Here is a 24787-nt window from a genome sequence, read left to right as displayed (position 1 = left end):
TGCCCTGTGCCGCGGAATATCCTGCGGCACAGGGCAGTTCGACGTTCAGCGTCCGATCACGCGGCGCGGCGCTGCGACGTGCGGCGGCCGTCGCGCATGGCCCGGGCACCGCGCATCACCAGCGGCAGCACCCAGGCCGCGGCCAGCTGATCCCAGACGAACGACTGGGGCGTGAACCGGTTGTGCACGAAGCCGACCGACAGACCCAGGCGCGGTTCCGCCCAGCCGAACGACCCGGCCAGCCCGATATGGCCGAACCCGGAGGAAGCCCCCGGGATCGGGAACGTGTGATACCCCAGATGCCACATCATCGGGAAGTAGAACAGGGCGTGATCGAGCCGGTGGGTCTGCACGCGCCGGATATGGCGCATGGTCTGCGCCGACAGATACCGGCGACCGGCGATCATGCCGTCGTCGGCGAGCACACCGTAGACCGAGGCCAGCGCGCCCGCGGTGAACACGCCGTTTCCGGCGGGCATTTCGGTCGCGAGGATGGACGGCTCGTCACCGTCGAAGAGGGCATGCACGCCCGGCAGGAACAGCGCACGCGTCGCGGCGCCGGCCGGCCCCGGAAAACGCCCGGCCTGCCCGAGGAGCAGAGCGCCGAGTGCAGTGCCGGCCACGGCCAGCCGGGAACCGGCGAGCGCGGCGACGGCGGTGTTCGAGTCGGGCGTCGGGCGCCCGAGATGCAGGCCGTCGATGCCCAGCGGCTCGGAGACTTCGGTACGGAACAGCTCGCGCATACTCGTACCGGTGACCGCGCGCGCCAGTCCCGCCAGCAGCCATCCGTAGGTGAGAGCGTGGTAGGCCGGAACCCCCAGCAACCGGTCCGGCGCGGCGGCGGCCAGGCGGTGTTCCATGAGTTCGTGGTCGAGCACCTCGTCCAGTCCGCCGGCGACACGCGGCAGCGAGGACAGTCCGGCACAGTGAGTGAGCAACTGCGCCACCGTGATTCGCGATTTGCCCGCCGCGCCGAATTCCGGCCAGTATTCGGCCACCGGAGCGGAGTAGTCGATCAGGCCGCGATCGGCCAGGCGATGGATGACGGTGGAGGCGATACCCTTGGTCGCGGAGAACGCGACGCTGCCCGTCTCGCGGGTCCAGGGCGTGGTGAGATCGGAGTAGCCGGTCCACACATCGACCACCGGCTCACCGTGCCGAAGCACGGTCAGACCGCCTCCAGCTCCGGCACGGCCCCCGACAATCCGTGCGAAATTGCGCACCAAGGGTTCGAACTCGACCGCGGCCGAGCCACGCACACCTGCGGGCAGAGCCGCAGAACCTGCGGGTAAAGCGTCGTTGCTCACAAAGCCTACGGTACGGGCGTACCGTTGTGCGGGCAACGGCGTTGTCCGCACGGTGACACCCCCGAGACCGGTTCGACGCGGACCGCACACGGCGCGGATCCGGCCTGTGACCTCCCCGGCCGCTTCGGCATCCCTGTCGTGACCTGCCGAAACAGCCCTGCGCCCACGACGGTGTGTCATGGTTGAGACATGCGATCGTCGCGGTCTGAGAGCTCCGATCTGCCGGGATCCCGCAGCGGGGCAGGGACACCGCCGACATCGCGGCGGCATCGGAACCTGATCGCGGTGGTCGCCACGCTGCTCGCCGTGGCCCTCGTGGCGGCCTGTTCGAGCTCCGACAAGGTGACCGCGACGCCGCGCCCCGCACCGGTGACCGGCGACTGGAACGGGGTGCTGCCGCTGCCGAATCAGCAGCTGCCGATCGGGGTGAGTTTCACCGAAGACGGTGGGAGCGTGATGGTTCCGGCACAGGGCATCTTCGATCTGCCCCTCGAACAGGTCGATATCGCGCCGGATGCGATCGCCTTCACGATCCCCGGACTGCCGGGCGATCCACACTTCAACGGCCGCTACGACCGTCGCACCGATGTCGTCACCGGCACCTTCACCCAATCCGGTCACGATCTGGCGCTCACCCTGCACCGCGGGAAAGCGCCGGCCCCGCCGCGCCCGCAGGAGCCCCGTCCGCCCTGGCCGTACCTCTCCGAGGACATCGGCTACCGCAGCAGCGACGGCACCCACATCGCCGGGACGCTCACCCGGCCGCGAGGTCCGGGACCGTATCCGGCGGTCGTCCTGGTCTCCGGCAGCGGGCCCCAGGACCGCAACGAGGAGATCGCCGGGCACAAACCGTTCCTGCTGCTCGCCGATACGCTCACGCGCGCCGGATACGCCGTCCTGCGCACCGACGATCGAGGCGTGGGCGGCACCGGCGGACAGCTCGACACCTGCAGCTACACCGACCTCACCGACGACATCATGGCCGGGCTGGGCTATCTGCGCAGCCGTCCCGATATCGACGGCAACCACATCGGCCTGCTCGGCCACAGCGAGGGCGGCTATCTGGCACCGCTGGCCGCCACCCGCCCCGACAGCCGGCTCGCCTTCGTGATCATGATGGCCGGGCCCGCGGTGTCGGGCTCGGAGGTGCTGCTCGCACAGAACCAGCTGCTGCTGCGCAGCGAGCACGCCGACGCCGACGCCATCCGCAAACAGGTCGGCTACATCACCACGCTGACGACGTTGATCCGCGCCGGTGACGACGAGCAGGTCCGCCGCTTCGCCACCGAACACAACGACTCGCTGCCGCCGGAGCAGCGACAGCCACAATCGGCGCTCGATCAGCTGACCACGCCGTACTTCCGAGCGCTGGTCGACTACGACCCGGCACCTGCCCTGCAGGCGCTGCGCATTCCGGTGCTGGCCTTCTACGGAACCAAGGACATGCAGGTTCCCGCCGCCCAGAGCGCCCCTGCCGCCCGGGCGAACCTGGCGGGCAACCCGAATGCCGACGTCCACGTCTTCGACGGACTCAACCATCTGATGCAGCCGGCCGACACCGGCAGCCCGAAGGAATACCCGACCATCGAAACGACGATCGCGCCCGAGGTGCTGAACTACATCACCACGTGGCTCGGCAAATACGTCACACCGGTGCCGTGACGGGTCGCGTGGACGCTCAGACGAGGTGGAGATACGTGTCGCCGCTGAACACCGTGCGGTAGATGTCCCAGCCGCCACTGATCTTCTTCCCACCTTCACCGTGTTCCCATGTGGCAGTACCGTCCCGCCAGCCGTCGTGGCGATACCAGTGCAGATCACCGTTCGGCTTGATGCCGTAGATCGCGCCGTCGTAGCCGGCGAACACCGTGTCGTAGATGTCCCAGCCACCACTGATCTTGATCCCGCCGGCACCGGCCGTCCACCTGGCAGTACCGTCCACCCAGCCGTCGTGGCGATACCAGTGCAGATCACCGTTGGGCTTGATGCCATAGATGACGCCGAGGTAGCTGCCGAACACCGTGTCGTAGATGTCCCAGCCACCACTGACCCTGTTACCGCCCGCACCGGCGGTCCACCTGGCAGTACCGTCCACCCAGCCGTCGTGGCGATACCACCGCAGATCACCGTTCGGCTCGAGGCCGTAGATCACGCCGCGACCGATGCTGAATACCGTGCGGTAGATGCCCCAGCCGCCACTGATTCTGTTGCCACCCGCACCGGCGGTCCAGTATGCGCCGCCGTCCTGCCACCCGTCGTGGCGATACCATTGCAGATCACCGTCGGGTTTGACGGCGTAGATCACGCCGCTGTCGCGGCCGCTGAACACCGTGGGGTAGATGTTCCAGCCGCCACTGATCTTCTTCCCGCCCTCACCTGCCGTCCAATAGGCGCCGCCGCTCTGGACGCCGTCGTGGCGGTACCATTGCAGATCGCCATCCGGCTTGATTCCGTACAACGCAGTGCCGACAACCGTGGTCATTTCCGTTCCTACCTTTCTCTGTCACGAGTGAGATTGCTGTCGTCATGTCGACGACGTTGCGGCTGCCCGGCCAACCTTCGGCGATAATTTCAGGACGCCGGGCCGCGAACACCCGTAGTCGACTACTCGTTTTCGGGACATAGCCGACAAATTGCGGCCGTCGGCATACGTCACCCCCGGTGCCCCGGCGGGTAGCGGCGCGCAGAGCGACTTGACACAGTGAGGGGGTGGGAATCTACAGCGAGCGGGTGCTGCCGCGGTTGATCGATCGGGTGTGCGGAGTGGCGGCCAACGAGCGGTTGCGCCGCCGGGTGTGCGCCGGGTTGCGCGGCCGGGTGGTGGAGATCGGCTTCGGCTCGGGACGCAACGTGCCGTTCTATCCGGCCGGGGTGAGTCGTGTCAGCGCCGTGGAACCCGCGGATCTGGGGTGGCGGCTGGCGGCTGACCGGGTCGCGGACGCGCCGGTGCCGGTGGAGCGGGCCGGGCTGGACGGACAGGCATTGCCGTTCGCGGACAACAGTTTCGACTGCGCGCTGTCGACGTGGACGCTGTGCACGATTCCGGATGTCGCCGTCGCGCTGCGGGAGGTGCGGCGAGTGCTGGTGCCCGGCGCCACTTTCCATTTCGTCGAGCACGGTCTGGCACCGGATCCGAACGTGCGCAGCTGGCAGCATCGGCTGGATCCGATCCAGCAGGTGATCGCGGGTGGCTGCCACCTGAACCGCGATATTCGCGGATTACTGGAGGAGGCCGGCTTCGAGATCATCGAGCTGGATCGGTTCTACGATTCCCCGGCACCGAAGACGTTCGCCGCACTGTCGCTGGGTATCGCCGTCTCGCCCTGACAATGCGATATCGGAAAGAGCCGGCGGCCGAAGCGAATTCGGCCGCCGGTGACGCACTACCGGTCTTCGCCGGTCGCCGCGGGCCAACCGCCGTACGGTACGGTCAGCAATTCCATATAGTGACCGCTGGGGTCGAGGAAATAGATTCCGCGACCGCCGTCGTTGTGGTTGATCTCGCCTTCCCGGCTCTGCTGCGGATCGGCCCAGAACGGCAGCCCGCGTTCCCGGATCTTCGCGTAGGCCGCGTCGAATTCGGGTTCGGAGACCAGCAGGGCGTAATGCTGCGGCTGAATCTCGGTGATATGCGGCGGGACTCGGGCGAAGTCGAAGGTGACGCCGTTGTGCACGGTGACCGGTATGAACGGACCCCACGGCGTTCCCACACTCAACCCCAGAATATCGGCCCAGAATTGCGCCGATTCCCGATTGTCACGACAGCCGACAATGGTGTGGTTGAACTGGATGGACAGGATTTCTCCTCTGATAGTGACGATCCCGACCCCGGACCGGTACTCGTCGGCCTACGGGAGCATCGCCACGAATCCGACATTAACCCAGCGCGTCCCGCCGTGCCAAGCGCCGGGATCGCCGCAGCGCGTCCCCGGTGAAGACCGCCAGAGCCGTCCAGATCAGCCCGAATCCGATCCAGCGCGAAGCCGGCATCGGTTCGTGGCCCACCAGCACACCCCACGCCAATTGCAGTGCGGGAGTGAGATATTGCAGAATCCCCATGGTCGACAGCGGCACCCGCGACGCCGCGAAGGCGAACAGCAACAGCGGAATCAGCGTCACCGGTCCGGTGGCGACCATCAGAGCGGTGTGGCCGGCGCCGTGCCCGAACTCGGCGTCCCCGCGCACGCCCAGCGCGATGACGACCGCCAGCGCGAACGGCGCGGACACGACGCCCTCGGCGGCGACGCTGCGCATCGGGTCGAGCCGGATCACCTTCTTCACCAGACCGTAGGTGGCGAACGAACAGGCCAGGACGAGCGCGATGATCGGCGGCTTGCCGTAGTCGACGGTCAGCACGACCACCGCGGCCCCGCCGAGCCCGAGCGCCACCCACTGCGGCCACACCAGCCGCTCCCGGAACAACACCACGCCGAACAGGACGGTGACCAGCGGGTTGATGAAATAGCCGAGCGCGCATTCCACCACGTGCCCCGAGGTCACGCCGTAGACGTAGGTGCCCCAGTTGATCGAGATCGCCGCCGCGGCGACCGCCGCCAAGCGCCACGTGCGGCCGTCGATCGCCCCCAGTTCGCGCAACCGCCCGGCCGCCAGCAGCAACGCCAGCACCACGACCAGGGTCCACAGAATCCGCTGCGCCAGGATCTCCACCGGCCCCGCGAAGTCGAGCAATCCGAAGAAGGCGGGAAACATTCCCCAGATCAGATACGCCCCGGCGCCGACCGCCACCCCGCCACCGGTGAGCGACCGCCCGAGCCGCCGCGCCGAGCCGACCGCGCCGGACATCTCCTCCATACTGCTCACCGCTCCACGCACCCGCACGAGCGGCACGCTACTTCCGTCCGGCAACATCTGTCGAGCAAGTTTTCCGACAGCGCTCGCGTCAGTGCGGAAGGGACAGGGTCTGCTCGTGCGGCAGCCGGACCACGCCGTCGAGGTAGCGGTGGCAGCGGCCGGTCAGCAGCACCCGGGAGCCGCTCACCGTGCACCGCAGGCGGCCGGTGCGGGCGGACAACTGGCGGGCCGACAATTCGCTGCGGCCGAGATCGCGGGCCCACAGCGGTGCCAGCTGGGCATGCGCCGAGCCGGTGACCGGGTCCTCGTCGACGCCGACGCCGGGGGCGAAGAAGCGGGAGACGAAATCGCAGCGGTCGCCGGGCGCGGTGAGGATCACGCCGCGCCGCAGCGCCGGGAAGGCGGCGAAACGGGGGCGAGCCTGGCGCACTTCGGCTTCGGTGGCGACCACGACCACCTCGTCCTGGCCGGTCAGCACCCGCACCGGCCGCACCCCGAGCGCCGCGATCAGATCCGGATCCGGGACGGTGTCCACCGATTCCACCAGCGGCAGGTCGAGCTCGAGCTCCGCGCCGTCGCGTTCGACGCCGAGCCAGCCGCTGCGGGTGAAGAAGTGCAGCCGGTCCGCGGTGGGATGCATATCGTCGAAGATCTGCGCCGCGGTGGCGAGGGTCGCGTGCCCGCACAGGTCGACCTCGGTGGCCGGAGTGAACCAGCGCAGCCAGAACGCCGGGCCGTCACCGGGCGGCAAACCGGCCTCCACCGGCAGCGCCGAGGTGTAGAAGGCCGTCTCGGACAGCCGGTTCTCCTCGGCCAGCCGCTGCAGCAGCTCGTCGGGCAACCAGCCCAGCAGCGGCATCACCGCCGCCGGATTACCCGTGAAGGGCGCATCCGCGAACGCATCGATCTGATGCAGCAGGACCTCCATACTGCCGAAGGTACCCGCGTTGCGAATCGATGCGTGGCACAAGGACGTTCACGGCGCGCCATACCATGTGACCAGTTGACGCGCCGTCGCGGCTCAGTCCTTGTGCCCCAGGGGCTTACGGCCCGGTGAATCCGGGAACAGGTGCCGCTGTTCGCCGGTCACCATCGCGGTGATCCACCACGCCACCTCCACCAGCACGATGCCGACGGCGCCGCAGGCGAATGCCACCCCGGTCAGCTCCGCGTTCGACGGGTCGAGTTTGAAGAAGTGGCGGGTGAACGGCACCGTGAACAGGATCAGATAGCCCGCGACCGAACCGGCGATGAGCAGGATCTTCCACCAGTTCCACGGCCGCGCCACGATCGCCAGCACCCACACCGCGATCACCAGCAGCGTGATCAGCGCCGTCGTGCCGATCTGCACCTCACGTGCCTCGGTCGGCAGGCTCTGGTCCGCACTCCAGTAGGCGATCAGGTAGGCGATGAAGGTCATCACCCCGATCACCGTGCCGGAGGGTATCGCCAGCCGCAGCACGCGCGGCACGAAACCCGTTCGCGCCCTTTCGTTGTTGGGGGCCAGCGAGAGGATGAAGGCCGGGATGCCGATGGTGAACCAGGCGGCGATGGTGACGTGGCGCGGCAGGAACGGATACGACAGCGGGGCGTAATCGAAGATCTGCGATCCGATGCCGGCCACGCCGACCAGGAAGGCCAGCAGGACCGAGTACACGGTCTTGGTGAGGAACAGGTTCGAGACGCGCTCGATATTGCCGATCACCCGCCGGCCCTCCCCCACCACGTACGGCAGGGTGGCGAAACGGTTGTCCAGCAACACGATCTGCGCGACCGCGCGGGTGGCCGGACTACCCGAACCCATCGCGACACCGATATCGGCGTCCTTGAGCGCCAGCACGTCGTTGACGCCGTCGCCGGTCATCGCGACGGTGTGCCCGCGCGACTGCAACGCCCCCACCATGGCCCGCTTCTGATCCGGGCGGACGCGGCCGAAGGTGGTTTCGCGGTCCAGCACATCGGCCAATTCGCCCTGGGCGGTGGGCAATCGGCGCGCGTCGACGGCATGGTCACCGCCGGGCAGGCCGAGCGAGGACGCCACCGCACCCACCGACACCGCGTTGTCGCCGGAGATCACCTTGATCGAGACATCCTGGCCGGCAAAGTAATCCAGTGTCTCGCGCGCATCCGGGCGCACCTTCTGTTCCAGCACCACCAGCGCCTGCGGCGTCACCGTGCCCGGCGCGTCCGGATCGTCGACGGGCCGGTCCGAGGAGGCCAGCAGCAGCACCCGCAGACCCTGCGCGCCGATGTCCTGCGCGGTGGCGGCGATGCCGGAATCGGGATCGAGCAGCACGTCCGGTGCGCCGAGCAGCCAGTTGCCGTGCTCGCCGTAGGAGAGGCCGCTCCACTTCTTGGCCGAACTGAACGGCGCGACCGCGGTGGACGACCAGCCCGGATCCTCCGTCATGGCCTCGGCGATGGCGAGCACGCTGGCGTTGGGACGCGGATCGTCGTGGGCGAGCGCGGCCAGCACCGAGCGCAACCGCTGTTCGGGAACATCGCCGACCACCCGAAGCTCCGACAGCCGCATCCCGTTCTCGGTGAGGGTGCCGGTCTTGTCCGCGCACACCACGTCGACCCGGGCCAGGCCCTCGATCGCGGGCAACTCCTGGACCAGGCATTTGCGCTGACCCAGCCGCACGACGCCGACCGCGAACGCGATCGAGGTCATCAGTACCAGGCCCTCCGGCACCATCGGGACGAGCGCGGCGACCATACCGTTGAGCGCGTGCCGCCAGCTCTGGTGGCTGGAGAACAGCTGGTTGTAGATGGTGACCAACCCCGCCGGAATCAGCAGGTAGGTGATCACCTTGAGGATGGTGTCGATACCGCTGCGCAGTTCCGAGTCGACCAGGGTGAATTTCGACGCCTCGTCGGCCAGTTGCGCCGCGTAGGCATCCTTGCCGACCTTGGTGGCCCGGTAGGCGCCCGATCCGGCGACCACGTAACTACCGGACATCACCTTCGCGCCGACCGTCTTGTCGATCGGATCGGCCTCACCGGTGAGCAGGGATTCGTCGACCTCGAGCAGTTCGCATTCGACGACCTCGCCGTCGACCACGATCTGGTCACCGGGACCCAGTTCGATCAGATCGTCGAGCACCACATCCTTCGGGCCGACCTCGGTGGCGGCGCCGTCGCGGCGCACCACCGGCTTGGCCTGGCCGACGATGGCGAGTTTGTCCAGGGTCTGCTTGGCGCGCAGCTCCTGCACGATGCCGACCACGCTGTTGGCCACGATCAGCAGGCCGAACATGCCGTCGATGATCGATCCGGTGGCCAGGACCAGCACGAACAGGACGCCGAGGATGGCGTTGATCCGGGTGAACACATTGGCCCGGACGATGTCGGCAACCGATCGGCTCGCCCGATCCGGCACGTCGTTGGTCTGCCCGTCACGAACGCGCTGTGCGACCTCGGCCGCGGTCAGACCCGGTGCGCGCGCTTGCTGCTCGGTGATCGACATGTCCGACAGCCTAGAGCGTTTCCGGCGAATCGGACGGCACCGGTCCCGGGCCCCGAGACGGGCAACCATCCGGCATCCGGCGGGCGCGGTGCGCGGTTCAGCGATCGACGATGCGGCGGGTCAGCGCGACCAGATCGTCACCGCGCAGCCGCGGATATCCGTGCAGCAGCGCGACCCACTGCGGCGGGATCGCCGAGGCGCCCCAGCGGGCGCCCAGTAATCCGCCCGCGATGGCGGCGGTGGTATCGGTATCGCCGCCCGCGCGCACGGCCGCTTCGAGCGCGGCCGGCAGGGATTCGGTATGGGTGATCGCCCACCACGCCGTCTGCAGCGCGTGCACCACCCAGCCGTTCTTCGGAAAGTCCGCAGGAGTGCCGGATTCGGCCTCGTCCAGCAGCGCGGCCCAGAAATCGGCGTCCACGAAGGCCAGGCCGCCGCGCACGCCGTCGTAGTCGCCGTAGAGCACGGCATGCCGGATCGCCCACGTCCACAACACGCACGCCTCGCCGGCCCGCACATCGCTGTGGGTGAGTTCGCTCACCGCCCGGGCGGCGCGGGCGCAGTTGTCCGGATCGTCGAGATAGCACAGGGCCACCGGCGCGGTGCGCATCAGCGATCCGTTGCCGCCGGTGAGCCCGTCGAGTTCGAAGGAGCGGCGGCGCATATCGGCCGCGTCCGCACTGCGCCACTGCAGCACCTGACTGGTCTGATAGCCGACGTCCTTGGGGCGGCTGTCCCACCAGCGCACGAACTGGCGGGCGACGGCGTCCAAACCCGCCGGGTGGTGCAGCGCACCGTGTTCGGCCGCCGCGAGCGAGACACCCACCGCCATCGCGGTGTCGTCGGTCCACTCCCCCGGCTCCCACCGCAGTGAACCGCCGCCGCGCATCTCGATCACCGAATCCGCTGCCGGATGGGTGAATTCGTAGCCGGCGCCCAGTGCGTCACCGGCGGCGGTCCCCAGCAGCACCCCCTGCGCCCTGTCCCGCAGCCCCGCGTCTCGATCCACCGGCACATCCTCTCCCCTCGCCTGCCTCGATTATGCCCGGTGGCACCGACAGGGCCGGTCCCGATTCAGTGGTCGGGGATCGGGCCGTCGTCCGGTCCCGGCGCCACGACCTCGACGTGTTCGGGCAGGAGCGGTAAGACCGCGAACGCACCCGCGGAGGCATCCGGCGGCAGCGCCTGCACACTGCGAATCTCGTTGCGGGAGGCCAGACCTCGCAACTGGGCGAGGGTGCCGCGGACCACCAGATTCACCGCGCAGGCGCAGCCGGAGTGCAGGCGCGCGGCCAGCACCGCCGCGAGGCGCCGGGTGCGGTCGTCGTCGGCCCGCACGTGATCCATCGCGCCCGCGGCCGTCGCCTGCGCGGCCCGCAGCGCGTCGGTCCCGGCCGGAACCGGCACCGTGATCACCGGGGTGTACACGCGGTCGATCGGAACGTGGTAGAGGACCTGCGAAATACGCAGTCCCGCGCCGATGTCGACGACGGCGTCGGTGGTCAGCGCGGTGCTCGCGGTCGCCAGGGCCCAGCGGGGCGCGGTATCCGCGCCGGACAGCGACTCGTGCGCGCGCTCGAGATAGCCGGCGACGCGTTCGCCGGAGTCCGGCCCGAGCCGGTCGGTGCCGAGGATCGACACTCGCGGCGGCCGCGCCCAGCCCAACGCGACCACGGCGATCAACAGCACCACCACGACCATGAAACCGGCTGCGGCGCGCCACTTCTCACTCACCGGCCACATCCGTCACACCGTGCGCAGCACATCCAGGGCATGCTCCAGATCGTCGGGATAGTCGCTGGTGATCTCGATCCAGCGGCCGTCGGCGGGATGGGCGAAGCCGAGACTGCGCGCATGCAACCACTGCCGCTGCAGACCCAGCCGCTCGGCCAGCCGCGGATCGGCGCCGTAGGTGAGATCACCGCAGCAGGGGTGGCGGATCGCGGAGAAATGCACGCGGATCTGATGGGTGCGCCCGGTTTCCAAGTGGATGTCGAGCAGGCTCGCGGCCTGGAACGCCTCGACGGTGTCGTAATGGGTGACACTGGGCCGGCCGTCGGCGGTGACCGCGAACTTCCAGTCGTTACCGCGGGCTCGCCCGATCGGGGCGTCGATGGTGCCGCTGGACGGATCCGGATGTCCCTGCACCAGCGCGTGATACCGCTTGTCGACCGTGCGCTGTTTGAAGGCCCGCTTCAACACCGTGTAGGCGTGCTCGGACTGCGCCACGACCATGACCCCGGAGGTGCCGACGTCGAGCCGGTGCACGATGCCCTGGCGTTCGTGTGCGCCGGAGGTGGAGATGCGGTAGCCCATCGCGGCCAGCCCGCCCACCACGGTGGGACCCGACCAGCCGACTCCGGTGTGCGCGGCGACGCCGACCGGTTTGTCGACCGCGACGATGTCGTCGTCGGCGTAGAGGATCTTCATGCCCTCGACCTGCGTGGCCTCGACGGTGAGTTCTCGTTTCGGTTCGGGGAACTCCACTTCCAGCCAGGCTCCGGCCACGAGCCGATCGGACTTCCCGGCCGCGGTGCCGTCGATCTGCACCGAACCGTCCTCGGCCAATGCGGCGACCGCGGTCCGCGACAGGCCCAGCAGCCGCGAGAGTCCGGCGTCGACCCGCATGCCGTCCAGACCGTCGGGGATAGGCATGGCTCGTGTCTCTCTCATTCGCCCGCCTTCCCGTCATCGTCGTGGCCGGCGCGGGTGCCGTCGGGTTCGAAACCGAACACCGTCAGCACCACCAGCAGAATCGCGCCGCACACGATCGAGGAATCGGCGACGTTGAACACCGGCCACCATTTGGTGACGGCGATGAAGTCGATCACATGCCCCTGCAGCGGGCCGGGCGAACGGAACAGCCGGTCCACCAGATTGCCCAGCGCACCACCGAGAACCAGGCCGAGTCCGATCGCCCAGCTCAGCGAGCGCAGGGTGCGGCCGATACGGATCACCCCGATCACGACGGCGACCGCGATCAGGGTCAGCAGCCAGGTCATGCCCGTGGCCATCGAGAACGCCGCGCCGGAATTGCGGATCAGGGTCAACCGCACCACGTCGCCGATGATCGAAATCGGTTCGCCGGGCGTCATCTTCGCCACCACCAGGGCCTTGGTGCCCAGATCCACGGCCAGCACGACGGCCGCGATCAGCAGCAGCCACGGCAGGCGGCGCGGGAAGGCCGCCGGGGCGCCGGACATCCGCGCGGCCGCCGAATCCGCACCGGTTCCAGCGGCGCTCGCGGTCGCGTCTCTGCCGCTGCGGTCCGACGCGGGCCCCTCCTGAGCTGCCGAGTCCGAGCCGCCCGCTGCCGGAGCGGAACCCGCGCCGTTGTCGCGCGCGCCGGATTCGTCGTCGCGATCGGCGCCCCGATCCACCGCGGACTCGCGCGGGGGTTCGTCGGGATCGTCGAGGTGCTGCTCACGCGGCCGGTCCGTATTCACAGCTAGCCATCATTCCTTATCACGTCACCACCGGTTCGCGGTGCCGTCACCCGGCACGTGGCCGGGCCGGAGTCAAAGCTGTTTTTCAGGAACCGGTCGTACCCTGATCGGCGTGACGGTGTTGTCTTCCCACTCCTGCGCCTCGGTAACCGGTCTGCGCCCCGCGGGTGCGTCCGGCCGGGGCCCGAATCCGCGTGCGGCGCGCTCGGGAGTGCTGTTGATGGTACTGGCGGTGACCCTGTCCGCGCTCGGCGTCGGTTGCAGCGACGGGACCGAGGCCACCAGCGACGCCGAGGTGGAGCCGTCGGGTTTCGGCAAGGAGGTCACCCTGCCGATCTCCGCCGCGGTCGCCACCCTGGTCACTCCGGGCGAGGAACCGCACTCTCAGCTGCGCCCGGCCGTCCGGCCCGGCACGTCCCAGCAGGTGACCCTGCGCACCGACCACCACTTGGAGCAGCAGATTTATGATGGGCTCCCCAACGACTTCTCGTCACCAACCATCGAGATCCCGCTCACGGCGCATGCAGGGCGCGACGGTGTCGACCTGACCGTAGGCACAGCCACCTCGCCCGATCCCACACTGGCAGAGCAATTACTCCATGCCGACGGCTCACATGTTGGATTTGTGATGAGCGATGCCGGCGCGATCACCAGGCTCAGTTTGACAACGACACCCGACACTCCCGAGGCCGCCCGGGCGGCCCTGGAGCGCGCATTGGTCCAGGTCGTGTACCACTCCCTGACTTTTCCTGCCGAACCGGTCGGACCGCACGCGGTGTGGACGGTGCACCAGCAGGTGGTGGGAGACCTCCAGCCCAACGAAGCCAATCAAGTGACGACGGCGACACTTACCAGGCGCGAAGGAAACGTGCTGACTATCGCGCTGGATATCACGCAGACACCGAAATCGACTGAGTGGCAGTTGCCCAACAACACAGGCTCGCTGGACATCGTCAACTACGTGATGCGCGGGACGGGCACAATCGTGGTCGACCTCGGCCTTCCCTTGCCGGTTGCCGGTTCGGTGACCATCGACGGCGGTCTGGTTTACCGGGAATCGCACAGCGGTGGACTGCTCCGACAGGACATCAGTACCCGGGTTCAGTGGGGCGGATGAGGCGTACATACTGGGTGCTCCCGCTGGTGTGCCTGTCAGCATGCGCGTCCTCGCACACTGAGGCGACGTCGAATCTCGGTCCTGTGGTCGACCCGCCTCGGGTAACCGCACCGCCCGTCACCGATTCTGCAGAGTTGCAGGCGAAGTTACTCGGCCCCGCAGACCTGCCAGCGGGCTTCACACACCTCGAGGACGGCTCCGGTAGCAATGGAGCGACGACTCCTGATCTTTCCCGAACGGACCCGGCCCAGTGCTCGAATGTCCTACGGCCGGTGGGGGACCAGTTCTCCGGCGCCATCTCGCGAGCGACGACGAGTTACTCGGATCCGAACTTCGCCAGCATCGATATCGACGCCGCAAGCTACGCCGACGATGGTGCGGCGCAAGCTTTCTCGTCGATCCAACAACTCCTCCGGCAGTGCACCGAGTATTCCGGCACCGACGCGGATCGGAACTCGCTGAACTATCGGATCGACAAATTCCAGCAGCCCCCCATCGGTGATGTGTCTGCCGCATTCGAAGTCTGCACCAGCAGTCAAGGTATGTCACTGTACTCGGCGGCGACTTTGATCATGGTGGGTAGCAGCGTCGTGCAGATCGCCGAATCTGCACCACAACCGATCGATCCCAGCGCGTTCCATGACCTGGCCGAAAGACAGGTTCATCGCTTCAAAGGCATCCAAGGCCCGTGACCTTGCTGTCGTAATTCATGACTGCGGTAGAGCTGGTACTCGCTCGCTCCGTACGAGTGAGCGAGTACCAGCGAAACGGTCCCTATCGGCAAAGATCCGGATTGACAAACCCGCCGCGATGCGGCGCCTCTGTTTGAGCCTTGTTCTTTGCGTCTTGCACAGCCTCCGCCGGGGTCCGACCATGACCAGTAGCGGTCAGGGCACCCGCGGGACTGCCGTCGTTCAAGAATACCGGGCATGTGACGGAGACCTCGACGTCTGCTGACGCTGTTCCCACCCCAATGCTTCCCAGGATGCCGACAGCAAGAGCTCCGGTGAGCCCCACGATGCGGGCGGCGCGTCCGAGCACCGTGGTGTTGGCATTAACAGCAACCATGGATCATTCTCCCCTAACAGATCATTTTCTCACCGGTGATGCTGCCGCCGATCGCGATCAACCACCTTCACGGTGACGACGGCGACGCCAACATCGTTACGGCGCAGGCCTTTCTGTTCCTGCGGTCTGTTAGACGCACCGGATGCTGAAGCGGTTCCCTGGTCCGCCTCAGCCCCAGGCGGTGTTGATGTGGCCCGGATTCCACATGCCGCCGTGGGTCTCCCGGGTCACCGTGGGCACCGCGGCGGTCGCGGACGTGTCGCGCGGGGTCAGCCGCTGCAGTTCACCCCAGTCCCGGCGCCAGTCGTCCTTCAGATAGGTGGCCAGAGTTTGCGAGCTCAGCAACTGCTGGCTCCAGCCCAGCGGGCCGCCACCGTCGTGGCTCTCCCACAGTGTGGTGTCGTGTGCGGCGGTGCGGTCGGGCAGGATGCGCCAGTGCGGAACCTGCGCGATCCCGTCGCGGTGGTCGTAGGGCCGCTGGCACGGGAACTGCAGTCCGACCGCCCAGTCCAGCAGTACCGGACTGTGCGAGCCCACCATGTCCTGCAGGGTCGTGGTGCGCGGGACACGTGGCGGTGTCAGCGCCAGCCACTGGTTGGGATCGCGGCTGCTGTCCTGGGCGACGATACGGATCACATCGGCCTGCGGCGGGATCTGACCGAACGGCACCCGCAGGTTGCGCCACGACGGCGTCGGCCCGATATCAACGGGGATCACCGAGCCCAGCGGATGCGCCGCGGTCGGTGAATCGCTGGTGCCGTATTCGATCTCGACCCGCTGGCCGGGGGTGACCACACCGTCCTTGTCGATCGAGCGGATGCGCCCGGCCGCCGTGATCGCCACGATCCCGGTGCGCTCGGCGGCCGGAGGCAGCCGGTACCAGCCGGTGGTGAGTTCGGCCGGATCCTGCTGGCCGGCGGTGCCCAGCTCCGGAGTGGTAGCCGAGTCCAGGCCGTACGGCAGTGGCGCACCGGCGGTCTGGGTGCCGGCCTCGCCCTGGTTCTTCCCGCTGTCGAAGGCGCTGGAGATACTGCTGCTGTTGGTCGGCTCTCCCTCCGGGGTCAGATCGCCGACCCCGTTGGGCACGAATCCGGTGGCGCCGGCGGTGAACGTCGTCTGCGGATCACCGGTCAGCGGCGCCAGCATCGAGGCGTTGGGATCGGTTTCGACGAGTACGTCGTCGGCCAATCCGCACGGTTTACCCAGTACCGCATCCACATTCGAACGGGCCAGCGAGAACGCCGGATACTGGGCGACCGCGCCCTTGGCGAACGAGGCCATCTCGAACACCACCAGCAGCGCCGCGGCCACGGTCAGCGGCGGAATCTTCGCCCAGCGCCACGCCGGTCGCGAAATCCGGTGCGGCGTACCGGGTTCCGGTGCGCGTACATGCCACCATCCGGCCAGTGCCAGCAGTACCACGGCCACGGCGAGGAAGAGCTTGCTCAGCCCGAAGCCGTGGATCGAGGGCGGCTTGTCCCACCACGGAATGCCGTAGCTGGACACGTACCACCATTCGTTGACGCTGGTGAAGATCTGCGCCATCACCAAGGCGACCACGGCGCCGAACAACGCCCGGTTGCGCGGTGAGCGCATCACCCGCGGGCCGACCGCGACCGCGGTCAGCACCGCTACCGCACCCGCGAGTCCGGCGTATACGCCGTTGTGGTGGGTGAATTTGGTGGGCGTGGTCGCCATCAGCAGCATCGACGCGAAGGTGATGCCGAGCAGCCGCCGCGCCGGCCCGCCCGCGGTGGACGGGATCCGCCCGCCCTTGCGCAACAGGACGAACACGCAGACCAGCAGGCCCAGCCACATCGCCACCATGCCGAAGCGGCGTCCGATCGACCCGTCGGCGGTCGGCATGAACAGCCACTGATAGTTCAGGTAGTCGTTGTACCAGGGGTCGGACGGGCCGACCGCGGTGTGCACGCGGCGCATCTCGAACATCGCCGAGAGCGGCTGCACCGAGAACGCGAAGGCCAGCACCAGGGCTCCGGCCGCCGCCAGCGGCGCGAGCAGGGAACCGTAGCCGTACAGCACGGCCCAGCGGGAGCGCTGCTCACCCGTCTGCGGATCGGCGGCCAGCTCGCGCGCCCGGGCGCTGCCGAAGCGGAACACCGATCGCATACCGGCCAGCAGCGGCGCCACACAGATCACGCCCGAGGGCGCCGCGGTGAAACTGAACGCCGCCACCAGAATCGCGATCGCATACGGCAGCAGACGCCGGGTCGCGATGGCACGTTCCACGAAACACCAGGTGAGCAGGACGCAGACCGCGATCACGGGTTCCGGTCGCAGGCCGTTGTTGTAGGGCAGCCAGACCGCCAGGAAGATCAGCGCGCCGGTCCACACCGCCACCCGGTCGTGCCGCACCGCCACACCGAGGCGCGGAATCACCTCCCGGCTCAGCGCCAGCCAGGTCACCACACCGGCCAGCAGCGTCGGAATCCGCATCCACGGACTCGCGGTACTGATCTCGGTCATATGCGCGATGATGTCGTACGGCGGTGTGCCGACCGGATTTTCGGGCACGCCGAAGAACCGGAAGTAGTTCGCCATATATCCCGACACCAGCGACGCGCGCGCCATGCCGAACTGATAGCCGTCGTCGGAGGTGGTCGAGCCGATGAAATGCCAGATCACCAGTCCGCCAAGGACCACGGCGTCGACCGGGCCGAAGCTCCACCACCGCTGCGGCAGCCAGCGCCGGATGCGGCGGCCGTCGAGCCGGTCCAGGCGGAACAGCGCGGCCAGCGCGATGAGGGTGAACGCCACCGCCAGCACGGTCGCGATCCGCTTGAGCACGGTGGGCACCACCGAGAATCGGCTGTCGACCTGGGCGGTGACGCTGGTTCCGGCGGCCCGGGTCAGGTCGCTGTACACACCCACCAGCTGGGGGCGCCAATCCCCCTGCAGCGTTACCGGTTTCACGTCGGCGCCGGTGAAAGTGGCTGTGGTGTGCGAGATTTCGGAATGCACGGTGAAGGCGCAGTCGCCGCCGAGCCGGTCCACCGGCACACTGGCCAGAGACTGGTTGCGCAACACCGCTTCGAACTGGCCGGGCTTACCGTCGGTTCCGGGCCGGACCCGCGCGACGAAACCGTATCGCTCCAGGTCCGGGGCACCGGACGGCATGGTCGCGGTCAGTGTGGAGCCGTCCGCGGGCAGCTGTGCGAGCGCCGCGCACGGGACGGTGGCGTCGAAGGTCAGCGGGGCGTAGGAGACCAGCGGCGCGTCGATGCCGCGGGTGGAGCCCTGCTGCGGCCACGACAGGGTGGTGTGGTCGACCTGCACCGGCAACAGCGGTACCGCGATGGCGCACAGGGCGCCCAGAAGTCCGGCGATCAGCGCGATCGGCTGGGCCCAGCGAGCGAGTCGTGACCGGTCGACCCGGTGTCCCTGTCCTGCCGCGGGCGTGTCGTCCGCCCTCACCATCGTGTCGGTCACGGAGGCAGATGCTAGCGCGGGGCCTCCGGAACGAGCGAAGTCGTCCGACGTTTCTCAGTCTTTGTTCAGTTTCGTTGTGCGTCCGTCACGGCATAGCGCCTAGTCATCGCGCCGCGTCGTCACGCTGGGAACGCCTCGGGCCGGCGTTCCGCTCGGAACGCCGGCCCGGGCCGGTACGACGAGATCTACTCGCACGCGGGCGACTGCTGGCCCAGGTTCTTCAGGCCGGCGCAGGCCCAGCTCTTCTGCAGCTTCCAGCTGTTGTCCTGGGCGACGAACGGCACGTCGGCCTTGGTCGGCGCACCGCCGTTGACGGAGAAGTCCACCTTCGCGGTCAGCGTGTCGCCACCGAGATACGCCACATCGGTGACGTTGATCTTGGCGTTGTTCTGCTGGTACGCGTCGGTCAGCTTCTGCATCATCTCGGGATCCTTGGCCAGGGCGTCCTGACCGTCCTCGAGCCACTGGGCCTTCTGCGCGGCCGGCACGCCCGGGTCCAGCGCCTGCGCCAACTCCGAGTTCAGATCGGCGACCGTGGGCACCGGCGGCACGTTGGCGGCCGAGGTGGCGGCGGCCTTGGTCGTGGTGGACTTGTGGCTCGAGTGCTTGTCACCGCTGCCGCAGGCAGACATGCCGAGCGCAGCCACGACAGCCAGGGTGGCGACCGCGATGCGTCCAGTCATCTGAAGCTTCAATGCTCGTCCTTTGCGTTCGAGTTGGTCTGGTTCCGTTCACGTGACAGCTCCCACCCGACCGGCGGCAGTGCACGAGTGGCCTCACGCTACCCGCCAAATTTCAACGAAGACTAAGGAGCGGATCGGCCGGGGTGAGATCGTCATCGTCGGCAGCGAACGTATACGCCGGGCCCGGCCCTGTCGAGCGGGTCTCGAATCGGACGGTGACCCGCCCGTGCCCGCTGCCCTGTACCCAGCCGTGGCCATACCGGGGATGGCCGACATCGCGTCCCGGATACCAGAACTCGGTGGTGTAGGAGCGGGTCGGCGGCGGCACGACCGGCTCATCCGCCGGCACCGAACCGGCGATCGGTTCCTCGAAGACCGCGTCGCCCACCGCACCAGTGTCGCGATCCAGCTCGGGGAACAGCGATTCCTGCCGCACCGCCGACAAACCACCGAATCCCACGCCCACCAACCGAATCGAGCCCAATTCGACGGGATCGATGGCCGAGCGCTGGGCCGCCGCGGTGAGCGTGGCCGGATCGGTGGTGGCGTAGGGCAGGGTGAGCGAGCGCGTCACGATGCTCATATCGCTCTTCTTCAATTTCAGGACCACCGTGCGAGCCGCGCGGCCGTCGCGCAGCAGCCGCCGGTACGCGGCCTCGGCCATCGCCTCGATCGCCGGACGCAGCTGCGCCAGCGTGACGATGTCGGTCTCGTAGGTGGTTTCGGCGCTGATCTGTTTGGCCTCCGCCCGCTCGGCGACCGGTCGTTCATCGATACCGCGGGCGAGGCGGTGCAGCGCCGCGCCGACACTGCCACCCAGCAGCGACGCCGCCTCCGGTTCGGGCAGGGCCGCGAACGCGCCGACGGTTTCGATGCCCACCGAACGCAGCCGGTGTTCGGCCACCGGGCCGATCCCCCACAATTTGCGCACCGGCAGCCCGGCCAGCAGCGCCTGCTGTTCGGCCGGTGAAATCACCCGCACCCCATCGGGTTTCGCGAGTCCCGACGCGATCTTGGCCAATTGTTTGCCGGTGCCGGCGCCGACGGAGGCCACCAGCCCGGTTCGCTCCCGCACCGATTGCCGCAGCTGCTCGCAGAATTCGCGCACCTGCGCCGCGTTCGCGCCGGCGAGTTCGGCGGGCTCACCGAACGCCTCGTCGAACGACAGCGTCTCGAGCACCGGAATCCACGAGCGCAGGGTCTCGAAGACCTGCCCGCTGACTTCGCCGTAGACCACCCCGCGCGGCGGGATCACCACCGCGGTGACGCCGACCAGCCGGCGCGCCTGATGCATGGGCATCGCCGACCGGGCGCCGAAGACCCGCGCCTCGTAGCTGGCGCCCGCGACCACGCCCCGGCCGCCCATTCCGCCGACGAGTACGGGCCGGCCGCGCAATGTCGGACGGGTCAGCTGTTCGACCGAGGCGAAGAAGGCGTCCATATCGATGTGCAGCACCCAGCGCCGCGCCGCCACCGTGTCGGCTCCGAAATTGCTGTCGGGTTCCTGTGCGTGCAGATGCACTGCCGACCCGCCCCCGGCACCCGCATCGACCCCGGTGGATGCCCGCTGACCAGGCACGAGATTGCCGGTAGCCGCGTCGGGGGCAGAGTGCATACCCGGAAATCTACGCGTGGGGACCGACATATCCGGCAGCGGAAGTGTGTGATGATCGGTTCATGACCATCCGCAAGGCAGTGATCCCAGCCGCCGGCATCGGCTCCCGCCTGCTGCCGCTGACCAAGGCCATCCCCAAGGAGATGCTGCCGGTCGGCGACAAACCGGTGATCGAGCACACCGTGCGGGAGCTGGTAGCCTCCGGCATCACCGATATCACGATCGTGGTGAGCGGCGGGAAGTCCCTGATCCAGGACCATTTCCGTCCCAATCCGGCACTGGTGGCGCAGCTGCGCGCCGACGGTAAAGCCGCCTATGCCGACGCTGTGGAAGAGGTCGGCGAACTCGGCCGGCTCGGCCACATCACCTATCTGGACCAGCACGGCCCCTACGGCAACGGCACGCCGGTGCTCAACGCCGCCCGCGCGCTGGGCGACGAGCCGATGCTGGTGCTGTGGCCCGACGACGTCTTCGTCGCCGAGGTGCCGCGTGCGCAGCAGCTCATCGACGCCTACAACAAGACCGGCTCGCCGGTGCTGGCGTTGATGCCGATGGATCCCGCCGACTCACAGCGCTACGGCGTGCCGGTGGTGGAGGATTCCTACGAGCCCGGCCTGATGCGCATCAGCGGGCTGCGGGAGAAGCCGAAGCCGGAGGACGCGCCCTCGGCCTATGCCGCGATCGGCGGATACGTCGTCACCCCCGGCATCGTCGACGAGCTGCGCAAGCAGGTCGACCAGTGGTACACCCACCACACCGGCGAGGTGTATCTGACGGACGCCATCAACGTGTTCGCCGCCTCGAACCCGGTCTACGGACAGGTGATCCGCGGCCGCTGGTACGACACGGGCAATCCGGCGGACTATCTGGTCGCCCAGTTCGCCTCCGCGCTCAGCCACCCCCAGTACGGGCCGCTGCTGCGCGATCTGTGCAACGAGTGAGGCCCTGAGCGCCGCGACGATTGTCGCGGCGGAGATCCGCACCCGCCGCCTCCGGGGACGGGCGTCGATGACGTGCGGCGTTCAGCCGCCGTCGGCCGCGTTGTAGCGCTCCAGATAGGCGGCGAGCCGGGCGACGTCATGGTCGTCCCAGTCGCGGAAGCGTTCGTTCACCGCGGCACTGCGCGCCCGCTCCGAGTCGGCCGCGACGCGCCGGCCCTCCGGCGTGGCGTGCAGGACGTGGTTGCGGCGGTTGGCCCGGTCGACCTCCTTGACGAGGTAGCCCTGCTTCTCCAGCGCCGCCACCTGTCTGCTCATCGTGGACTTGTCGAGCACGAAATACTCGGCCAGTTCGGCGGCGAGGCAGCCGTCGCGCGCGATCACCAGATCGAGAATGCTGTAGGCCACCAGCGGTAGTTCCGGATGTAGTTCGGCGGCGCGCCCGCGGGCCCGACGGGCGAACGCGGTGAGCTCGCGCTGGATTGTCTGAATCGCCACACTGCGGGACGGGTATGGCTGCGACCCCTTCATGGTTGTATAGTACAACAAACAATAGTTGTATTTACCAACCTTTGGAGTGACGATCATGTCCCTGCACCAGCTTCGGCACATGGCCGGGCATCTGCTGACCCCGTTGCTGATGTGCCTGGGCATGGGGCTGGCCTACCTGGGCGCCTTCCACCAGCCCGAACCCAACCATGTGCAGGTCGCGATCGTCGGCGACAGCCCTCAGGTCAAGGTGATGGCACAGACACTGAAGAACCGGGCCGGTGACGCGCTCGACGTCGTCACGATCGCCGACCGCGCCGACGCCGTGAACCGGTTGCAGCACCGCGATCTGGCCGGCGCCTTCGTCCCCGACGCGCAATCCCCCGAAGTGCTTGTCGCCGAGGCGAATTCGGATACCACCGCCATGGCCGTCGAGACGATGTTCGGCGCCGTGACCGCCCAGCAGAATCTGCCGCTGCGCACGACCGATATCGCGCCCACCACCTCGGGCGACCCGACCGGACAGGGGCTGTTCTTCGTCCTCGTCGCGCTCAGCATCGGCGCCTACGGCAGCGTCGCCGCGATCAGCGTCGCCGGCGCGGGCACCCGCATGGCCGTGCGGGCGCTGACCGCGGTGGTCACCTCGTTCGTCGTGAGTGTGATCGGCATCGTGCTGGCCGGACCGGTCTTCCATGTCGTCGACCACGACTACGCCTCGATCTGGGCGATGGGCTGGTTGTACGCCGCGGGCATCCTCTTCATCGGCATCGGCCTGCACCCGTTCCTGAAGCGCTGGACCACGCTCGCGATGATGGTGCTGTTCGTGATGCTGAACTTCACCACCTCCGGCGGCGTCTACCGCCCCGAACTGCAGAACGGCTTCTTCGGCGCCCTGCACTCGTTCTGGAACGGCGCGGGCTTCGTCGAGGGCGCCCGTAGCCTGCTCTACTTCGACGGCAACGGCGGCCTCGGTGGCCGGATCGCGAGCCTGGCGCTGTGGTTCGCGGCCGGTGCGGTGCTGGTGGTCGTGGGTGGCGCCTACGAACGGCGCCGCGCCGCCGTGCAGTCCACGGCGCATGTTCCGGCGCACGCGGCCACGCCCGGCGCCGCGCACCCGGCGTCACACGGACCCGCCACGCACTCCGCCGTACCGGCCCCCAGCGGAATCCCGGTCGAAGCACCCCGCCCGACCGAGAAGGCCGCCGGAGATGTCGACGAGGACGCCGAGGAGGAGATCGAACAGGCGGTCGGCGTCTGAGCTCGCGTCGCCGCGTGAGCAGGTCCGCAGTCGTTCGCGATTCGGGACGCGTTCACGCCGCCGAGTAGTCGGCAAGTGCCCGGGCCGCGATACGAGAATCCGCAGCCCGGGCACTCGACTCAGAAGAAGCGGCGGATCGCGTAGATGTCGAATTCGCTCAGCGGTGTCAGTCCGATCGGCACGCCGGGCCCGTAGGCGTTGAGCAGCATCCCGCCGCCGGCGTAGATGCCCTCGTGAGAGCCGTCGGTATTCACGATGACCACATCGCCGGGCATCATCGCGCCGAACGGCACGGCACTTCCCGCGGTGGCCTGTTCCCAGGTGGTGCGCGGCAGCATGATGCCGACCTGCCGGAACGCCCACTGCACGAGTCCGGAGCAGTCGTAGGCGTTGGGCCCCGTCCCGCCCCATTCATAGGGCTTGCCCGCCTGTGAGCCGGCAACGCTGAGGGCGATCGACGCCCGCGGGCTGGGCAGCGGTAGCGCCGCCGAACCGCTGGCGCTGCCGGAGGCCGATCCGCTACCCGAACCGGAGCTGCTGCCCGAGTCGAGGGATCCGGAGGAACTGCCGGTGTCGGCCGGTGCGGCGGTGGCCGGACCTGCCCACATCGAGACCGAGGCGGCCGCGGCGATCGCGGCCAGAAGATAGCGGGTGTATCTACGGCGCGAGGATCCGCGCACAGATGACGGTGCCATGTGCTCGCCCTTCGGTATGACATGCATCCACCACGGCACACCGACCGGCGATTACACAGCACACAGCATGGACTTGGGATGGCCGCTTCCCCACGGGCATCTCAGCCGGTCAACTACCTGGTAGTGCAGTTTCAGCGGGGGTCGATCCGGGAAAAACGCCTAAGCTCAACTAAAGAGTGATGGTTGCTGTGACATAGCTGTTTTAGCGCAAGTCACATGCACACCACAAGTACCAATCCGCAACCGTGATCCGTTCCGGCCTCACATGACACATCCCAGGTCATGCCGGGAATCGGCGTACCACACGCCGCGCCCGCACTTGTCGCCACCCTCGAAGGCGGAGTGTAACCCCCGTCTACCTGGGTATACATGTTCCCGACCGGAGAAGGATCGGGCAGTGCCGAAACGAGCCCGGTCCGACGAAGCGGACCGGGCTCGTT

The 24787-nt window shown here is 68.2% G+C and carries 21 protein-coding genes; 6 read left to right on the top strand and 15 right to left on the bottom strand.

Translation table 11 applies throughout. The features are described 5' to 3' along the window. Positions 1 to 56: 56 nt before the first annotated feature. Positions 57 to 1223, bottom strand: a complete 1167-nt coding sequence (locus tag C8258_RS15860; RefSeq protein ID WP_369974760.1) for a serine hydrolase domain-containing protein — start codon at positions 1221 to 1223, stop codon at positions 57 to 59. A 369-nt stretch (positions 1224 to 1592) separates the two neighbouring features. Between C8258_RS15860 and C8258_RS15855 the strand changes: the two genes are divergently transcribed. Then, on the top strand, positions 1593 to 2969 hold the full coding sequence (locus C8258_RS15855; protein ID WP_233225118.1) for a S9 family peptidase: 1377 nt from the start codon (positions 1593 to 1595) through the stop codon (positions 2967 to 2969). Between the two features lie 16 nt (positions 2970 to 2985). On the opposite strand, the gene C8258_RS15850 is transcribed toward C8258_RS15855, so the two are convergent. Next, positions 2986 to 3789, bottom strand: a complete 804-nt coding sequence (locus tag C8258_RS15850; RefSeq protein ID WP_106955817.1) for a tachylectin-related carbohydrate-binding protein — start codon at positions 3787 to 3789, stop codon at positions 2986 to 2988. Positions 3790 to 4016: 227 nt separating this feature from the next. Between C8258_RS15850 and C8258_RS15845 the strand changes: the two genes are divergently transcribed. Continuing rightward, positions 4017 to 4634: a class I SAM-dependent methyltransferase gene (locus tag C8258_RS15845; RefSeq protein WP_106955816.1), complete on the top strand. Its 618-nt coding sequence runs from the start codon at positions 4017 to 4019 to the stop codon at positions 4632 to 4634. Positions 4635 to 4690: 56 nt separating this feature from the next. Here C8258_RS15845 and C8258_RS15840 read toward each other — a convergent pair whose 3' ends face one another. The 8 genes from C8258_RS15840 to lspA form a co-directional block, all read right to left on the bottom strand. After that, entirely contained in the window at positions 4691 to 5104 is a 414-nt protein-coding gene (locus C8258_RS15840) for a VOC family protein (RefSeq protein ID WP_106955815.1), read from the bottom strand. 79 nt (positions 5105 to 5183) lie between these two features. Continuing rightward, complete coding sequence (rarD, locus tag C8258_RS15835) at positions 5184 to 6110, bottom strand: EamA family transporter RarD (RefSeq protein ID WP_106955852.1); 927 nt, start codon at positions 6108 to 6110, stop codon at positions 5184 to 5186. A gap of 97 nt (positions 6111 to 6207) precedes the next feature. After that, complete coding sequence (locus tag C8258_RS15830; RefSeq protein ID WP_106955814.1) at positions 6208 to 7047, bottom strand: PhzF family phenazine biosynthesis protein; 840 nt, start codon at positions 7045 to 7047, stop codon at positions 6208 to 6210. 93 nt (positions 7048 to 7140) lie between these two features. Continuing rightward, positions 7141 to 9588 (bottom strand): HAD-IC family P-type ATPase, encoded by a 2448-nt coding sequence (locus C8258_RS15825; protein ID WP_063064735.1) that lies wholly within the window; start codon positions 9586 to 9588, stop codon positions 7141 to 7143. A 97-nt stretch (positions 9589 to 9685) separates the two neighbouring features. Continuing rightward, a complete protein-coding gene (locus C8258_RS15820) occupies positions 9686 to 10597 on the bottom strand; it encodes an ADP-ribosylglycohydrolase family protein (protein ID WP_233225117.1) in 912 nt (303 codons plus the stop codon). A 65-nt stretch (positions 10598 to 10662) separates the two neighbouring features. Then, positions 10663 to 11322: a hypothetical protein gene (locus tag C8258_RS15815; protein WP_233225116.1), complete on the bottom strand. Its 660-nt coding sequence runs from the start codon at positions 11320 to 11322 to the stop codon at positions 10663 to 10665. A gap of 12 nt (positions 11323 to 11334) precedes the next feature. After that, entirely contained in the window at positions 11335 to 12261 is a 927-nt protein-coding gene (locus tag C8258_RS15810) for an RluA family pseudouridine synthase (RefSeq protein ID WP_106955812.1), read from the bottom strand. Next, the gene (lspA, locus tag C8258_RS15805) at positions 12258 to 12791 is read right to left on the bottom strand and encodes a signal peptidase II (RefSeq protein ID WP_063820352.1); all 534 of its coding nucleotides are present in this window, start codon (positions 12789 to 12791) and stop codon (positions 12258 to 12260) included. Before lspA ends, C8258_RS15810 begins: the two co-directional genes overlap by 4 nt. Positions 12792 to 13146: 355 nt before the next feature. On the opposite strand from lspA, the gene C8258_RS15800 reads away from it, so the two are divergent. Together C8258_RS15800 and C8258_RS15795 are read left to right on the top strand one after the other, a co-directional pair. Then, positions 13147 to 14151 (top strand): hypothetical protein, encoded by a 1005-nt coding sequence (locus C8258_RS15800; RefSeq protein ID WP_233225115.1) that lies wholly within the window; start codon positions 13147 to 13149, stop codon positions 14149 to 14151. Positions 14152 to 14423: 272 nt separating this feature from the next. Further along, a complete protein-coding gene (locus tag C8258_RS15795) occupies positions 14424 to 14843 on the top strand; it encodes a hypothetical protein (RefSeq protein WP_233225114.1) in 420 nt (139 codons plus the stop codon). Positions 14844 to 15387: 544 nt separating this feature from the next. On the opposite strand, the gene C8258_RS15790 is transcribed toward C8258_RS15795, so the two are convergent. The 3 genes from C8258_RS15790 to C8258_RS15780 all read right to left on the bottom strand — a co-directional run bounded on the left by C8258_RS15790 (position 15388) and on the right by C8258_RS15780 (position 20793). Then, positions 15388 to 18657 carry an arabinosyltransferase domain-containing protein gene (locus C8258_RS15790; protein WP_106955849.1) on the bottom strand — a complete coding sequence of 1090 codons (3270 nt, stop codon included), beginning with the start codon at positions 18655 to 18657 and terminating at the stop codon, positions 15388 to 15390. Positions 18658 to 18854: 197 nt separating this feature from the next. After that, complete coding sequence (locus tag C8258_RS15785; RefSeq protein WP_104363133.1) at positions 18855 to 19352, bottom strand: hypothetical protein; 498 nt, start codon at positions 19350 to 19352, stop codon at positions 18855 to 18857. Positions 19353 to 19464: 112 nt separating this feature from the next. Further along, entirely contained in the window at positions 19465 to 20793 is a 1329-nt protein-coding gene (locus C8258_RS15780; protein ID WP_233225127.1) for a DNA polymerase IV, read from the bottom strand. A gap of 236 nt (positions 20794 to 21029) precedes the next feature. On the opposite strand from C8258_RS15780, the gene C8258_RS15775 reads away from it, so the two are divergent. Continuing rightward, a complete protein-coding gene (locus C8258_RS15775; protein ID WP_036500395.1) occupies positions 21030 to 21908 on the top strand; it encodes a UTP--glucose-1-phosphate uridylyltransferase in 879 nt (292 codons plus the stop codon). A gap of 81 nt (positions 21909 to 21989) precedes the next feature. Here C8258_RS15775 and C8258_RS15770 read toward each other — a convergent pair whose 3' ends face one another. Beyond that, positions 21990 to 22436, bottom strand: coding sequence for a MarR family winged helix-turn-helix transcriptional regulator (locus tag C8258_RS15770; protein ID WP_106955809.1), 447 nt, complete (start codon positions 22434 to 22436; stop codon positions 21990 to 21992). A gap of 55 nt (positions 22437 to 22491) precedes the next feature. Here C8258_RS15770 and C8258_RS15765 point away from each other — a divergent pair, with 55 nt between their 5' ends. Then, positions 22492 to 23652: an ABC transporter permease gene (locus C8258_RS15765; RefSeq protein ID WP_106955848.1), complete on the top strand. Its 1161-nt coding sequence runs from the start codon at positions 22492 to 22494 to the stop codon at positions 23650 to 23652. Between the two features lie 119 nt (positions 23653 to 23771). On the opposite strand, the gene C8258_RS15760 is transcribed toward C8258_RS15765, so the two are convergent. Further along, positions 23772 to 24347, bottom strand: a complete 576-nt coding sequence (locus tag C8258_RS15760; protein WP_199195715.1) for an NlpC/P60 family protein — start codon at positions 24345 to 24347, stop codon at positions 23772 to 23774. Positions 24348 to 24787: the final 440 nt, after the last annotated feature.

Origin of the sequence: Nocardia sp. MDA0666 (genome assembly GCF_003023875.1) — a bacterium.
Classification (GTDB): Bacteria; Actinomycetota; Actinomycetes; order Mycobacteriales; family Mycobacteriaceae; genus Nocardia; species Nocardia aobensis.
This window is presented reverse-complemented; position numbering and strand designations above follow the sequence as displayed.